The organism is Pseudomonas sp. ADPe (genome assembly GCF_014843515.1).
GTDB lineage: Bacteria > Pseudomonadota > Gammaproteobacteria > Pseudomonadales > Pseudomonadaceae > Pseudomonas > Pseudomonas citronellolis.
Window position 1 is genome coordinate 3,088,353 of sequence record NZ_CP062122.1, and the last position, 14,315, is coordinate 3,102,667.

Sequence of the window (14,315 nt, forward strand, 5' to 3'; positions counted from 1 at the left end):
CTCCTACAGGTGGGTTCAGGCCTCGAAACCCATCCTGCGAGGCGTTTCTTCGGCGTTCGTTGCGGGTGAAATATTTCGTAATAAATACCGTCACATTTCTTCTTCGAGCCCGTCGGTTTTCATCTGGCTGTCACATTGCTTTCATAGAGTCTGCTCGCGCCCCAAGAGAGCGGCGCCGAATTCCAGCCAGTCGGCCTTTCCTCAAGGAGCAAGGCATGAAACTCAAGCGTTTGATGGCGGCGCTGACCTTCGCCGCCGCCGGCGTGGGCGCTGCCAGCGCTTTCGCCGCGATCGACCCGGCGCTGCCGGACTACCAGAAGACCAGCGGCGTCTCTGGCAACCTCTCCAGCGTGGGCTCGGATACCCTGGCCAACCTCATGACGCTGTGGGCCGAGGAGTACAAGCGCCTGTACCCGAGCGTGAACGTGCAGATCCAGGCCGCGGGCTCCTCCACTGCCCCGCCGGCGCTCACCGAGGGCACCGCCAACCTCGGCCCGATGAGCCGCAAGATGAAGGACGTCGAGCTGCAGGCCTTCGAGCAGAAGTACGGCTACAAGCCCACTGCCGTGCCCGTCGCGGTCGATGCCCTGGCCGTCTTCGTGCACAAGGACAACCCCATCAAGGGCCTGACCATGCAGCAGGTCGACGCCATCTTCTCCGCCACCCGCCTGTGCGGCGCCAAGCAGGACGTGAAGACCTGGAGCGACCTGGGTCTGGGCGGCGACTGGACCAACAAGCCGGTGCAACTGTTCGGCCGCAACTCGGTGTCCGGCACCTACGGCTATTTCAAGGAAGAGGCCCTGTGCAAGGGGGACTTCAAGCCCAACGTCAACGAGCAGCCGGGTTCCGCCTCGGTGGTGCAGTCGATCAGCCAGTCGCTCAACGGCATCGGCTACTCCGGCATCGGCTACAAGACCGCCAGCGTGAAGACCGTGGCCCTGGCCAAGAAGCCGGGCGACCCCTACGTCGAGGACAACGAGCAGAACGCGCTGAACGGCACCTACCCGCTGGCGCGCTTCCTCTACGTCTACGTGAACAAGGCGCCGAACAAGCCCCTGGACCCGCTGGAAGCCCAATTCCTGAAGATGGTGCTGTCCAAGACCGGCCAGGAAGTCGTGGTCAAGGACGGCTACATCCCGCTGCCGTCCAAGGTCGCGGCGAAGGCGGTCAAGGAACTGGGACTCTAGGTAGCCCCCGCCGGCCGTCCATAGGCTGAGCGGTAGCTGATCCGGCCCGTTGGCAGGAAACTGCCGACGGGCTTCGTCTCGTCATCTCTGTGTCATGTTTCTGTCATAGACTGCCGCAAGCGTGTCGCCCCATGAATGACCTGGCCACTTCGTCGATGAGCAATTCCTCCCCCGAGCGGATCGATTTCAATACCCCGACCCTGCGTCGCAAACGCCGCATGCGCGCCCTCAAGGACCGCCTGACGCGCTGGTACGTGCTGGTCGGCGGCCTGTCCGTGCTGGTGGCCATCACCCTCATCTTCTTCTACCTGGCCTATGTGGTGCTGCCCCTGTTCCGCGGCGCCGAACTGGATGCCCGCGCGCCCCTCGCCCCGGCCTGGCTGAAGGAGGTGCAGGCGCCCCTGCTGCTGAGCATCGAGGAGCAGAACCAGGTCGCCATGCGCGTGGCCGCCGATGGGCAGGTGCTGTTCTTCGACCTGGACAGCGGCGCCGAACTCAGCCGCCAGGCGCTCAAGCTGCCGGCCGGCAGCCAGGTGGTCTCCATCGCCGAGGACCAGCCTGGGCACCCGATGGTGGCGCTGGGCCTGTCCAACGGCCAGGTTCTGGTGTTCCGTCATGCCTACAAGGTCACCTACCCGGACAACCGCAAGACCATCACCCCGCAGATCGACTACCCCTACGGCGAGGCGCCCATCAGCCTCGACCCGCAAGGCCGCGCGCTGGAGCACGTGGCCCTGGCCTCGGACGACGACGGCCTGCTGCTGGCCGCCTCTACCGGCAGCCAGATGTTGCTGCTGAGTTTGACCAGCCAGGAGAACATGCTCACCGGCGAGACCACCCTGGAGCAGGAGGCCGTGAACCTGCCGCAGATCGCCGACCCGGTGAAGGCGATCTACATCGACCCGCGCAAGCAGTGGCTGTACGTCATCAACGGCCGCGCCCAGGCCGACGTCTTCGACCTGCGCACCCGCCAGCTCAACGGCCGCTATAAGCTGCTCGACCATGCCAACCGCGAGGTCACCGCCAGCGCCCAGTTGCTGGGCGGTATCTCGCTGATGATCGGCAACTCCGACGGCGGCATCAGCCAGTGGTTCATGGCCCGCGACACCGACGGCGAACCGCGCCTGGCGCACGTGCGCGACTTCCAGCTGGGCAGCAAGCCGATCACCGCCATCGTTCCCGAGCAGCGCCGCAAGGGCTTCGTCGCCCTGGACAGCGCCGGCGAACTCGGTGTGTTCCACAGCACCGCGCACCGCACTTTGCTGGAACAGCAGGTGGCGCCGGGCAGCGGTGTGCTGGCCCTGTCGCCGCGGGCCAACCGCCTGTTGCTGGAGCAGGCTGGCCAACTGCGCGGCTTCGACCTGAGCAACCCGCACCCGGAGGTTTCCTGGAGCGCGCTGTGGGGCAAGGTCTGGTACGAGAGCTACGATAAGCCGCAATACGTCTGGCAATCCACCGCCGCCACCACCGACTTCGAGCCCAAGCTGAGCCTGGCGCCGCTGACCTTCGGCACCCTCAAGGCGGCCTTCTACGCAATGATCCTGGCCGCCCCGCTGGCCATCGCCGCGGCCGTCTACACCGCCTACTTCATGGCTCCGGCGATGCGCCGCAAGGTCAAGCCGGTGATCGAGCTGATGGAGGCGTTGCCGACGGTGATCCTCGGCTTCTTCGCCGGCCTGTTCCTCGCGCCCTACGTCGAAGGCCACCTGCCGGGCATCTTCAGCCTGCTGCTGCTCACCCCGCTGGGCATCCTGCTCGCCGGCCTGCTCTGGAGCCGCCTGCCCGAGCGCATCCGCCTGGCGCTGCCGGACGGCTGGGAAGCGGCGATCCTGATTCCCGTGGTGCTCGGCGTCGGCGCCTTCGCCCTGTGGCTCAGCCCGCACCTGGAAACCGCCTTCTTCGGCGGCGACATGCGCCTGTGGATAAGCCATGACCTAGGCATCACCTACGACCAGCGCAACGCCCTGATCGTCGGCCTGGCCATGGGCTTCGCGGTGATCCCGAACATCTTCTCCATCGCCGAGGATGCCATCTTCAGCGTGCCCCGCAGCCTCACCTACGGCTCCCTGGCCCTGGGCGCCACGCCCTGGCAGACGCTGACCCGCGTGGTGATCCTCACCGCCAGCCCGGGCATTTTCTCGGCGCTGATGATCGGCATGGGCCGCGCCGTGGGCGAGACCATGATCGTGCTGATGGCCACCGGCAACACCCCGGTGATGGACATGAACATCTTCCAGGGCATGCGCACCCTGGCGGCGAACGTGGCGGTGGAAATGCCCGAGTCGGAGGTGGGCGGCACCCACTACCGCGTGCTGTTCCTTTCGGCGCTGGTGCTGCTGACCTTCACCTTCGTGATGAACACCCTGGCCGAGCTGATCCGTCAGCGGCTGCGGAAGAAATACGCGTCGCTCTGAGCGGCGTCTGAAGAGGCACTTTCCAAGTGAAACAGAAGCAGGAAACGCTGAAAGCCTGGTTCGCCAGCGGTTCTCCCTGGGTGTGGATGAACGCCGGCGCGGTTTCCATCGCGGTAATCATGACCCTCGGCCTGCTGGCCGTCATCGCCGTGCGCGGCCTCGGCCATTTCTGGCCGGCCGACGTGCTGGAGGCGCGCTACAGCGTGCCCGGGCAGGAGGCGAAGGTGCTGATCGGCGAAGAAGTGCAGGTCGAGGAAGTGCCGCGCGAACGCCTGCGCGGCGCCGGCCTGCCGGTACCGGCCGAAGGCCCCGAATTCATGACCCGCGAGCTGCTCAAGCTGGGCAACCGCGATCTCTACGGCAGCGACTTCTCCTGGGTGATCGGCGACTGGCTCGCCGAGCGGCGCTGGCCGCAGGAGCTGGTGACCCTGGAGCGCCGCGAGTGGGGCAACTTCTACGGCTACCTGGTCAGCGTGAAGCAGGACGGCCAGGTGGTGGCCCAGGGCGCCGACGCCATGCCCGAGCTGCAGCAGCGCCTGCAACGGGTGGAAGGCTTGTACGACCAGCTCTACCAGCTGGAGAAGAAGGACATCGGCAGCATCAACCACGAGCTGGAGCGCCTGCGCCTGAAGGAGCGCCGCCTGCAACTGCACGGCGAGCTGGATGCCGCCGCCCAGGCCGACCTCGCCGCCGCCCGCGCCGAGCTGCAGGGACGCTACCGCGAGTACGAAGACCGGCTGGGCGAGCTGCGCCAGCAGTTCAACCGCGACAGCGTGGTGATGCGCGAGGCCGGCGGCCGCGAGACCGAGATCAGCCTCGGCAAGCTGGTCCACGCCTACCAGCCCAACGCCATGGGCTTCGGCGCCAAGCTGTCGTTCTACTTCAAGAAGCTCTGGGAGTTCCTCAGCGAGGACCCGCGCGAGGCCAACACCGAGGGCGGCATCTTCCCGGCGATCTTCGGCACCGTGATGATGACCCTGGTGATGGCGGTGATCGTCACCCCGTTCGGCGTCATCGCCGCGGTCTACCTGCGCGAGTACGCGCGCCAGGGCCTGCTGACGCGGGTGATCCGCATCGCCGTGAACAACCTCGCCGGGGTGCCGGCCATCGTCTACGGCGTGTTCGGCCTGGGCTTCTTCGTCTACGTGCTGGGCGGCTCGATCGACCGGCTGTTCTTCCCCGAGGCCCTGCCGGCGCCGACCTTCGGCACCCCCGGGCTGTTCTGGGCCTCGCTGACCCTGGCGATCCTCGCCGTGCCGGTGGTGATCGTGGCCACCGAGGAAGGCCTGTCGCGCATCCCGCGGGCGATCCGCGAGGGCTCCCTGGCTCTCGGTGCGACCAAGGCCGAGACGCTGTGGAAGATCGTCCTGCCGATGGCCAGCCCGGCGATGATGACCGGCCTGATCCTCGCCGTGGCGCGCGCCGCCGGCGAAGTGGCGCCGCTGATGCTGGTGGGCGTGGTGAAACTGGCGCCGTCGCTGCCGGTGGACGGCAACTACCCCTACGTGCACCTGGACCAGAAGATCATGCACCTGGGCTTCCACATCTACGACGTCGGCTTCCAGAGCCCCAACGTCGAGGCCGCGCGGCCGCTGGTGTACGCCACCGCGCTGCTGCTGGTGCTGGTGATCGCCCTGCTGAACTTCTCCGCCATCGCCATCCGCAACCGCCTGCGCGAGAAGTACAAGGCGCTGGAAAACTGATCCGCGGCCGCTGCCTGCGCAGGCGGCGGTCCGAGCCTCCAACGGGAGAGACGAGATGCAACAAGAACCCCATCGCCATGGCATCGACCTCGCCGCCCTCGGCCGGCCGATCCGCGAGGGCATGCGCCTGGACAAGGAGACCGTGGCCCTGGAAGTGCCCGGCCTGAACCTGTTCTACGGCCAGAAGCAGGCGCTGTTCGACGTCGCCATGCAGATCCCCAGGCAGCGCGTGACCGCCTTCATCGGCCCGTCCGGCTGCGGCAAGTCGACCCTGCTGCGCTGCTTCAACCGCATGAACGACCTGGTCGACGATTGCCGCGTGGAAGGCGAGATCCGCCTCGACGGCCACGACATCTTCGCCCGCGGCGTGGACGTGGCCGAGCTGCGCCGCCGTGTCGGCATGGTGTTCCAGAAGCCCAACCCCTTCCCCAAGACCATCTACGAGAACGTGGTCTACGGCCTGCGCCTCCAGGGCGTGAACAAGAAGCGCACCCTCGACGAGGCCGTGGAATGGGCGCTCAAGGGCGCGGCATTGTGGGACGAAGTGAAGGACCGCCTGCACGAGTCGGCCCTGGGCCTGTCGGGCGGGCAGCAGCAGCGCCTGGTGATCGCCCGGACCATCGCGGTGGAGCCGGAAGTGCTGCTGCTCGACGAGCCCTGCTCGGCGCTGGACCCGATCTCCACGCTGAAGATCGAGGAACTGATCTACGAACTGAAATCCAAGTTCACCATCGTGATAGTCACCCACAACATGCAGCAGGCCGCGCGGGTGTCCGACTACACGGCGTTCATGTACATGGGCAAGCTGATCGAGTTCGGCGACACCGACACGCTCTTCACCAACCCGGCGAAGAAGCAGACCGAGGACTACATCACCGGGCGCTACGGCTAAGGGCCGGGCGGCGGCCGCATCATAAATCTGCAACCTTCGGCGCGTAGCCTGCAGCTTTCGCGGAGCGAAACCACATGATCAACAAAGAAAGTCTCAGCCATCACATTTCCCAGCAGTTCAACGCCGAGCTGGAGGACGTGCGCAGCCACCTCCTGGCCATGGGCGGGCTGGTGGAGAAACAGGTCAACGACGCGGTCACCGCGCTGATCGACGCCGACTCGGGCCTGGCCCAGCAGGTGCGCGAGATCGACGACCAGATCAACCAGATGGAGCGCAACATCGACGAGGAATGCCTGCGCATCCTCGCCCGTCGCCAGCCGGCGGCCTCCGACCTGCGCCTGATCATCAGCATCTCCAAGTCGGTGATCGACCTCGAGCGCATCGGCGACGAAGCCTCGAAGATCGCCCGCCGCGCCATCCAGCTGTGCGAGGAAGGCGAGTCGCCGCGCGGCTACGTCGAGGTGCGCCACATCGGCGGCCAGGTGCGCAAGATGGTGCAGGAGGCGCTGGACGCCTTCGCCCGCTTCGACGCCGACCTGGCGCTGTCGGTGGCGCAGTACGACAAGACCGTCGACCGCGAGTACAAGACCGCCCTGCGCGAACTGGTGACCTACATGATGGAAGACCCGCGGGCGATCTCCCGTGTGCTCAACGTCATCTGGGCCCTGCGCTCGCTGGAGCGCATCGGCGACCACGCGCGCAACATCGCCGAACTGGTGATCTACCTGGTGCGCGGCACCGACGTCCGCCACATCGGCCTGACGCGCATGAAGGAAGAAGTGCAGGGCAAGTCCGATAGCTGAGCCGCACCTGGGCTCATGGCGGCGCTCGCCGAAACGCCAACCCTGCTGCGCCGAGCCGCTTTTCGTAGGATGGGTTGAGCCTGCGAAACCCATGCGGTGGTGGCGATGGGTATCGCTTCGCTCAACACCATCCTACGAGGGGCCGTGCCCGTCCGTAGTGGGTAGGAGCGGACCTTGTCCGCGATAGCCGGATGTCCCGGCGCGATTCGCGGATAAGATCCGCTCCTACGCTGCGCCACCCGCGCCATTCCCATGTAGGAGCGCGCCCTGCGCGCGATTCGCGGGCAGGGCCCGCTACGAAATCGGTCTTGGCCCCTCCCTCAGAAACTCAACCTCACCATCTCCGCCAACTGCCGGCCCGCGGGATCGCGGGCTCGGCTGTTGTCCTTCAGCGCCTGCTGCAGGCAGTGGATGAAGTGCCGGGAGGTCGCGTCCAGCCCCTGGTCGCGCAGGCGGATGATGCTGATGTCCCCGTCCGGTAATGGCTCCTCCAGCGCCAGGGCCCGTGCGCCGCTGCGCAGCGGTTCGCAGAGCATCATCGGCTGCGGCGCGTAGCCGAGCAGGCCGGCGTCGACGATCAGGCTGCTGAGCATGCCCGCGGAATGGGCGCAGACGATGCGTTCGCGGGCGATCTGCAGGCCATGCTGGCCGAACAGTTCATGGGTGGTCTCGGCGTAGCGGTCGGCGGTGAAGTTCATCGTCCAGTCGTGCTCCAGCAACTGCCTCAGCGAGCGCGCCGTGGCCAGCGGGTGGCCGTTGCGGGCTACCACCTGCATGCGGTAGTGCGCCAGCGGCTGATGCACGAATTCCGCGCCCTGGAGGATGCCCGCCGGGCCCAGGGCGAACTGCATGCGGCCCGTGCGCAGCAGCGGCAGGATCACCGCCTGCAGCCCCTCGTACAGCTCCAGGTGGACCTGCGGCATGTCCCTGCGGAAGGCCTGCAGGGCGTTGCCCAGCAAGGTCTGGCCGAACCAGGGGGTGACGCCGACGCACAGCGTCGCCGCGCCTTCGCCGCGCAGGGCGGCCAGTTCCTGGCGGGCGCTGTCGAGCTGGGTGGCGATCTGCCGGGCGCGGGGCAGCAGCACCTGCCCGGCGGTGGTCAGCCGGGCGCCGCCGGCGTGGCGCATCAGCAGCGGCAGCCCCTGTTCCTCCTCCAGTTCGCGCAGGGCACGGGTCACCGCGGCCTGGCTGAGGCCCAGGCCACGGGCCGCGGCGCGGATGCCGCCGCCGTCGGCCACGGCTATCAAAGCCTGCAACTGATGCAGTTTCAACGCTCGCCTCCCCTCCGAACACCGGAGGTCGTCACGACAACATTTTTTTGGCTTATGCGCATGCGGCGCCGACGCTAGGGTAATCCACGCCCAGCATACCGGCCGGTCACGGGCATCGATCCAGTCCAATCCCACAAGAAAAACAGGAGCGAGCCGATGAACAGAGCCTGCATAGCGCCGGGCATAGCCGCCATCGTCCCGGAAATGGTCGAACTGCGCCGGGCCATCCACGCCGAACCCGAGCTGGGCTTCGAAGAGTACTCCACCCGCGAGCGGGTCATCGAACGGCTGCGCGCCTGGGGCTACGAGATCGCCGAGATGGCCGGCACCGGGGTGATCGCCACCCTGCGCAACGGCCCCGGCCCGGTGCTGGGCCTGCGCGCCGAGCTGGATGCGCTGCCGATCCACGAGCAGAGCGGGCTGCCCTGGAGCAGCCGGGTGCCCGGCAAGATGCACGCCTGCGGCCATGACGGGCACACCGCCATGCTCCTGGCCGCGGCCTGCGAGCTGGCCCGCGAGCGCAACTGGCGCGGCACCCTGCACCTGTTCTTCCAGCCCGCCGAGGAAGGCCATGGCGGCTCCGGGGCCAAGCGCATGCTCGACGAAGGCCTGCTGCAACGCTTCCCCTGCGACGCCCTGTTCGCCATGCACAACCTGCCCGGCCTGGCCGAGGGACGCTTCATGGTCATGCCGGGGCCGTGCATGGCCTCGGCCGACGACGTGACCATCCTCATCCACGGCCGCGGCGGCCATGGCGCCATGCCCGAGCAGACGGTGGACCCGATCCTGGCCGGCGCGGCGCTGGTCGGCGCCCTGCAGAGCCTGGTGTCGCGCAACGTGCCGCCGTCCGAGGCGGCGGTGCTGACCGTGGGCGCCTTCCTCGCCGGCGACGCCAGCAACGTCATCCCCGACAGCGCCGAACTGCGCCTGAGCGTGCGCGCGCTGAGCCCGCAGGTGCGCGAGCTGCTGTTGCGGCGCATCCATGAACTGGCGCAGCAGCAGGCCGCCAGCTTCGGCGCCCGCGCCGAAGTCCTGGTGGCGGCGGACGGCTACCCGGTGCTGGTCAACGACCCCGGCTGCGCGGGGCTGGTCCGCGAGCTGGTGCTCGACTGGCTCGGCGACGAGGGCCTGGAGCCCGAGCCGCGGCCCATCCATGCCAGCGAGGACTTCGCCTTCTGGCTGGAACAGGCGCCCGGCTGCTACCTGATGATCGGCAATGGCGACGGCGAGGGCGGCTGCGCGGTGCACAACCCCGGGTACGACTTCAACGACCGCATCCTACCGTTGGGCGCGACCTTCTGGGTCCGCCTGGCGCAGCGCTTCCTGGCCTGAATCCTTCCCGCGGGGAATCCCAGCATGACAACAAGAACGACATCCTTCGCTGCGAGCGCCGAACCTTCCCGTGCCGGGCGCACCCGCGCCATCGCCGCGGTGTGCCTGGGCAACGCCCTGGAGTTCTACGACTTCCTCGTCTACAGCCTGCTCGCCACGCTGATGGCGCGGCTGTTCTTCCCCTTCGGGGAAAACCCGCTGACTTCGCTGATGCTGTCCTTCGCGGTGTTCGGCACCGGCTTCGTCATGCGCCCGCTCGGCGGCCTGCTGATAGGCCTGTACGCCGACCGCGCCGGGCGCAAGGCGGCCATGCGCCTGACGCTGTGGCTGATGGCCCTGGGCGCGCTGCTGTTCACCGTGGCGCCGACCTATGCCCAGGCCGGGCTGGTCGGGCCGCTGGTGATCATAGTCGCGCGCCTGCTGCAGGGTTTCGCCGTGGGCGGGCAGGTGGGCACCGCCACCACCATCCTGATGGAATACGCCGGCTCGGGCTCGCGGGCCTACTACTGCAGCTGGCAGGTGTTCAGCCAGAGCCTGGGCACCATCATGGGCGCGCTGGTGGTGCTGACGCTGAGCAACCTGCTGAGCCCCGAGGCCATGGACAGCTGGGGCTGGCGGGCGGTCTTCGCGGTGGGCATCCTGGCCATCCCGGTCAGCGAATACATCCGCCACCGCCTGGAGGAAACCCTGCCGGCCGCCGCCCAGGGCGACAGCCGGCAGGCGCGGGAAGGCGGCCTGGCGCTGCTGTGCCGGCACCCGCGGCAGCTGGTCACCGGCGTGCTGCTGGTGATCGGCGTCTCGGTGCCGGTCTACATCACCCAGTTCTACCTGGCCAACCACGCCATCAGCGTGCTGGGCATGCCGCTGGGCGTCGCCACCTGGGCCGCGGTGGTGAGCAGCCTGCCGTCGCTGCTGCTGGCGCCCCACGCTGGACGCCTGAGCGACCGCATCGGCCGGCGCCGCTCGATCTTCTGGCCGCTGCCGATCCTGTTGCTGGCGACCTACCCGGCGTTCCTGCTGCTCAACCAATGGCCCAGCATCGGCCTGCTGCTGCTGATCGTGGGGCTGCTCAACATCCCGCTGACTTACGGCATGGTGGCGTCCCTGGCGATCCTGCCGGAGCTGTTCCCGGCGGCGATCCGCGCCACCGGCCTGTCGGTCACCTACTGTGTCGGCGTCGCGCTGTTCGGCGGCTTCGCGCAGTTCTTCGCCGCCGGGCTGATCGACCTCACCGGCAGCCCGAACGCGCCGGCCTGGTACCTGGTGGGCGCCATCCTGCTATGCCTGGCCGGGTTGCGGATGGCTCCGGAAACCGTAGGGCGAACGCTGGATTGATTGACGGATGTGTCCGACCGGTCACGTCGGCATGGCATCCTGCCAGTGCCCGAGGCTATCCTTCGCCTTGGCGTTCCAGGGAGTCGACGATGAGCAAGGTCAGTGTTCTGGTGGTGGATGATGCACCTTTCATCCGCGACCTGGTGAAGAAGGGATTGCGCGACCATTTTCCGGGGTTGCGCATCGAGGAGGCGGTGAACGGCCGCAAGGCCCAGCAGCACCTCGCCCGCCACGCGGTCGACCTGATCCTCTGCGACTGGGAGATGCCGGAGATGTCCGGCATCGAACTGCTCGGCTGGTGCCGCGCCCAGGCGCCGCTGAAGGACGTGCCCTTCATCATGGTGACCAGCCGCGGCGACAAGGAGAACGTGGTCCAGGCCATCCAGGCCGGGGTGTCGGACTACATCGGCAAGCCCTTCTCCAACGACCAGTTGGTGAGCAAGGTGCGCAAGGCCCTGAGCCGCGCCGGCAAGCTCGATGCGCTGCTGGCCTCGGCGCCGCAGCGCAGCCTGGCCGGCGGCCCGCCGAACGACTCCCTCGCCGCCCTCACCGGCGGCAAGGCCGAGGTGGTTCGCGCCCCGGCCGCTCCAGCCGCGGCCCCGGCGCCCGCCCGTCCGGCTCCTGCTGCCGCGCCGGCCCCCGCGCCTGCGCGCAGTGGCGCCCAGGGCAAGGGCCAGGGGCAGTTGCGCCTGCCCAATGCCAGCCTGCCCTGCGTGATCCGCGGGCTCAGCCTGAAGGAGGCGCAGCTGGTGGTGAAGCGCGGCCAGGTGTTGCCGCAGGTGCTGGAAACCGCGGTGCTCGACCTGGAGGAAGACAACGAGGTGGCGCGCCTGAACGGTTACCTGCACTCGGTGGCGGCGCTGGAACCCAAGCCCGACAGCGAGTGGCTGCTGCTGTTGCTGCGCTTCGTCGACCGCGACCCGCAGAAGCTCGACTACCTGTCGCGCCTGATCGCCCGCGGCAGCACCCAGAAGCACTACGTCCCCGGCGCCTGAGGCCTGCTTCACAGCCCGACGGCCGGCGGCTCGCCGCTGCCGGCCTCGGCTGCTAGTCTTGCTGGCGTCGAATACCTATAACCAGAGTCGACATGCTAGGGCGCTTTTTCTTCCTCTGCAGTCTATGGATGGCTGCGGGGCCGGCTGCGGCCGTGACCATCTACAAATACGTCGACGCCAATGGCGTGGTCACCTACACGGACAAGGCCGTGGCGGGTGCGCAGGTGTTCGTCTTCCGCGACCGCATGGTCGAGCACCTGGAGCAGCAGGTGAAGCTGCAGACGCTCAGGCACTACGGCTTCGAAACCCTGCAGGTGCGCAACGACCTCTACGCCCCGGTGGAAGTGGAGCTGAGCGTGAACGCCGCGCAGAACGCCGTGGGCGTGCCGGAGAAGCCGATCCGCTGGGTGCTGGCGCCGCGCAGCGCCATCCGCCTGGCCACGCTGAGCCCGCGCGACGCGTCGCGGCCGATGCAGTACAAGCCCAAGCTGCGCTACGCCCTGGGCGACCCGCGCCTGCAACCTGTGGCCTACGATTATCCGCTGCCCTGGCGTGGCGGGCCCTTCCGCCTGAGCCAGGGCGCCAACGGCAAGTACAGCCACTTCACCCCCAAGAGCCGCTACGCGCTGGACATCGCCATGCCCGAGGGCACGCCCATCGTGGCCGCCCGCGGCGGCACCGTGGTGAAGGTGGAGAACGCCCAGAGCGGGCGCGGCAACAACCCCTCCGGCAACTTCGTGCGCATCCTCCACGACGACGGCACCATGGGCGTCTACCTGCACCTGATGCGCGGCTCGGTGCTGGTCAGCGAGGGCCAGCGCGTCGGCGTCGGCACGCCCCTGGCGCGCTCGGGCAACACCGGCAACAGCAGCGGTCCGCACCTGCACTTCGTGGTGCAGCGCAACGTCGGCCTGGCGCTGGAATCCATCCCCTATGACTTCGCCCAGCCGGTGGGCACCCTGCCGAACTTCGCGGTGGTCAAGGAATAGCCAGCTTCCCGGCGAAGGCCGCGCGCAGGTCGGTGGTCGGCGGTGGGGCGAAGCGCAGGCGTTCGCCCACGCCGCGCAGGTAATTCTCCAGGCAGGCGCAGGCGCGCTCCGCGTCGCCTTCAGCCAGGGCTTCGAGCATCTCGGCCTGTTGCCGGCAGCTGTCCGCGGTATGGGCCTGGCCGCGGCCCAGGGCAATGCTCACGGCCAGGCGCTCCAGCAGCGGGCCCAGCAGGTCGGGCAACAGGGGATTGGCCGACAGCTGGGCCAGGCGCAGGTGCAGGTTCCGGGCCCATTCCTGGGCGCCCAGCGCGTCGTCCGCTGCCAGGCAGCGGCGCTGGGTGGCGAGCATTTCCCGCAGTTCCGCCAGGTTTTGCCCGTCCAGCCTTCCGGCCAGGCGCCGGAGCATGTCGCTTTCCAGCAGCAGGCGGGTTTCCAGCAGTTGGCGCAGGCGCTGCGGATCGGCGCGGGCGACGCTGGCGATGCGCCGTGGCGCCAGTTCTACCGCGCCTTCCCGGGCCAGGCGCTGCAGGGCGCGACGCACGCTGCTGGGGCCGGCGTGGAAGATCCGCCCGAGGGTTTCCTGGCTGAGCGGCGCGGCCGGCCGCAGGCGCCGCGAGAGGATGGCGGCGTGCAGGTCCTCGTAGATCCGCTGGGCCTGGCCGCGGCGGCGCGGGCCGGTTTCGCCGTTCATCGCCCGGTCCCCGCTTCCGGCACGCGCAGCGCCAGGTTCAGGCGCAGGCCTTCGTTGAGGATGTGCTGGCGCATGGCCTGGCTGGCGCCTTCGCTGTCGTGCTGGCGGATGGCGCGGACGATGGCCTCATGCTCGGCCAGCAGTTCCTCGGCGTGAGCGGCGTTGCGCTGGATGAGGTGGTCGCTCTGCTCCAGGGCGCCGGCGATCTGTTGCGAAACGCTGAGGAAGATCGGGTTGGAGGTCAGCGCCACCAGCTTGCGGTGGAAGCTGTTGTAGGCCTCGACCACGGCGGCGGCGCGGCCGTCCTCCACCGCTTCGCGCATGTCCAGCAGCAGCAGGCGCAGGCGGCCGAGGGAGTCGCCGTCGATGCTCTGCGCCACCAGCCCGGCGATGAAGGGTTCCAGGGCGTAGCGTAGTTGCAGCACGTCTTCCAGGGTGGCCGTGGCCGGGGCGCGGATCTCGCGCAGGGCGTTTTCGTCACGCTGCAGCACCATCACGCCCTTGCCGGGCAGCGAGCGCACCACGCCGAGGGTCTCCAGCACGGTGATGGCCTCGCGCAGGCTGGGCCGGCTGATTTCCAGCTGCTCGGCCAGTTCGCGCTGGCCCGGCAGCATCTGGCCGGCCGCCCAGCGCCCTTGCTCTATGGTCTCGAGCAGTTTCTGAACCACTGAATTGACCAGTTTGGATGAGGAAAACATGGTTG

12 protein-coding genes are annotated in these 14,315 nt (G+C 68.4%); 9 read left to right on the plus strand and 3 right to left on the minus strand.

Annotated elements, in window-relative coordinates; translation table 11 throughout:
* Positions 1-215: 215 nt before the first annotated feature.
* The 5 genes from IG194_RS14055 to phoU all read left to right on the plus strand — a co-directional run bounded on the left by IG194_RS14055 (position 216) and on the right by phoU (position 6,999).
* Positions 216-1,187, plus strand: coding sequence for a phosphate ABC transporter substrate-binding protein PstS (locus IG194_RS14055; protein ID WP_058488015.1), 972 nt, complete (start codon positions 216-218; stop codon positions 1,185-1,187).
* Positions 1,188-1,624: 437 nt separating this feature from the next.
* Entirely contained in the window at positions 1,625-3,601 is a 1,977-nt protein-coding gene (locus IG194_RS14060) for an ABC transporter permease subunit (protein ID WP_412536078.1), read from the plus strand.
* A gap of 26 nt (positions 3,602-3,627) precedes the next feature.
* The gene (pstA, locus tag IG194_RS14065; RefSeq protein ID WP_176707139.1) at positions 3,628-5,304 is read left to right on the plus strand and encodes a phosphate ABC transporter permease PstA; all 1,677 of its coding nucleotides are present in this window, start codon (positions 3,628-3,630) and stop codon (positions 5,302-5,304) included.
* 55 nt (positions 5,305-5,359) lie between these two features.
* A complete protein-coding gene (pstB, locus tag IG194_RS14070; protein ID WP_058488017.1) occupies positions 5,360-6,196 on the plus strand; it encodes a phosphate ABC transporter ATP-binding protein PstB in 837 nt (278 codons plus the stop codon).
* A gap of 74 nt (positions 6,197-6,270) precedes the next feature.
* Positions 6,271-6,999: a phosphate signaling complex protein PhoU gene (phoU, locus tag IG194_RS14075; RefSeq protein WP_009614205.1), complete on the plus strand. Its 729-nt coding sequence runs from the start codon at positions 6,271-6,273 to the stop codon at positions 6,997-6,999.
* Between the two features lie 320 nt (positions 7,000-7,319).
* On the opposite strand, the gene IG194_RS14080 is transcribed toward phoU, so the two are convergent.
* Entirely contained in the window at positions 7,320-8,270 is a 951-nt protein-coding gene (locus IG194_RS14080; protein ID WP_058488018.1) for a LysR family transcriptional regulator, read from the minus strand.
* 156 nt (positions 8,271-8,426) lie between these two features.
* Between IG194_RS14080 and IG194_RS14085 the strand changes: the two genes are divergently transcribed.
* The 4 genes from IG194_RS14085 (at position 8,427) to IG194_RS14100 (ending at position 12,921) form a co-directional block, all read left to right on the plus strand.
* Entirely contained in the window at positions 8,427-9,602 is a 1,176-nt protein-coding gene (locus IG194_RS14085) for a M20 aminoacylase family protein (RefSeq protein WP_058488019.1), read from the plus strand.
* A 24-nt stretch (positions 9,603-9,626) separates the two neighbouring features.
* Positions 9,627-10,937, plus strand: a complete 1,311-nt coding sequence (locus IG194_RS14090; protein WP_058488020.1) for an MFS transporter — start codon at positions 9,627-9,629, stop codon at positions 10,935-10,937.
* A gap of 89 nt (positions 10,938-11,026) precedes the next feature.
* On the plus strand, positions 11,027-11,932 hold the full coding sequence (locus IG194_RS14095) for a response regulator (protein ID WP_058488021.1): 906 nt from the start codon (positions 11,027-11,029) through the stop codon (positions 11,930-11,932).
* A gap of 92 nt (positions 11,933-12,024) precedes the next feature.
* Entirely contained in the window at positions 12,025-12,921 is an 897-nt protein-coding gene (locus IG194_RS14100) for a peptidoglycan DD-metalloendopeptidase family protein (protein WP_058488022.1), read from the plus strand.
* On the opposite strand, the gene IG194_RS14105 is transcribed toward IG194_RS14100, so the two are convergent.
* Both IG194_RS14105 and IG194_RS14110 read right to left on the minus strand, forming a co-directional pair.
* Positions 12,911-13,612 carry a GntR family transcriptional regulator gene (locus tag IG194_RS14105; protein ID WP_058488023.1) on the minus strand — a complete coding sequence of 234 codons (702 nt, stop codon included), beginning with the start codon at positions 13,610-13,612 and terminating at the stop codon, positions 12,911-12,913. The two genes, IG194_RS14100 and IG194_RS14105, sit on opposite strands and share 11 nt — an antisense overlap.
* Positions 13,609-14,310, minus strand: a complete 702-nt coding sequence (locus IG194_RS14110) for a FadR/GntR family transcriptional regulator (protein WP_009614191.1) — start codon at positions 14,308-14,310, stop codon at positions 13,609-13,611. The genes IG194_RS14105 and IG194_RS14110 overlap by 4 nt, the downstream gene beginning before the upstream one ends.
* Between the last annotated feature and the right edge of the window lie 5 nt (positions 14,311-14,315).

Coding starts and splice junctions, on each gene's coding strand:
- phoU (WP_009614205.1), top strand. CDS start 6,271: ATGATCAACAAAGAAAGTCTCAGCCATCACATTTCCCAGCAGTTCAAC.
- IG194_RS14095 (WP_058488021.1), top strand. CDS start 11,027: ATGAGCAAGGTCAGTGTTCTGGTGGTGGATGATGCACCTTTCATCCGC.
- IG194_RS14060 (WP_412536078.1), top strand. CDS start 1,625: ATGCGCGTGGCCGCCGATGGGCAGGTGCTGTTCTTCGACCTGGACAGC.
- IG194_RS14110 (WP_009614191.1), bottom strand. CDS start 14,310: ATGTTTTCCTCATCCAAACTGGTCAATTCAGTGGTTCAGAAACTGCTC.
- IG194_RS14055 (WP_058488015.1), top strand. CDS start 216: ATGAAACTCAAGCGTTTGATGGCGGCGCTGACCTTCGCCGCCGCCGGC.
- IG194_RS14105 (WP_058488023.1), bottom strand. CDS start 13,612: ATGAACGGCGAAACCGGCCCGCGCCGCCGCGGCCAGGCCCAGCGGATC.
- IG194_RS14100 (WP_058488022.1), top strand. CDS start 12,025: ATGCTAGGGCGCTTTTTCTTCCTCTGCAGTCTATGGATGGCTGCGGGG.
- IG194_RS14085 (WP_058488019.1), top strand. CDS start 8,427: ATGAACAGAGCCTGCATAGCGCCGGGCATAGCCGCCATCGTCCCGGAA.
- IG194_RS14090 (WP_058488020.1), top strand. CDS start 9,627: ATGACAACAAGAACGACATCCTTCGCTGCGAGCGCCGAACCTTCCCGT.
- pstB (WP_058488017.1), top strand. CDS start 5,360: ATGCAACAAGAACCCCATCGCCATGGCATCGACCTCGCCGCCCTCGGC.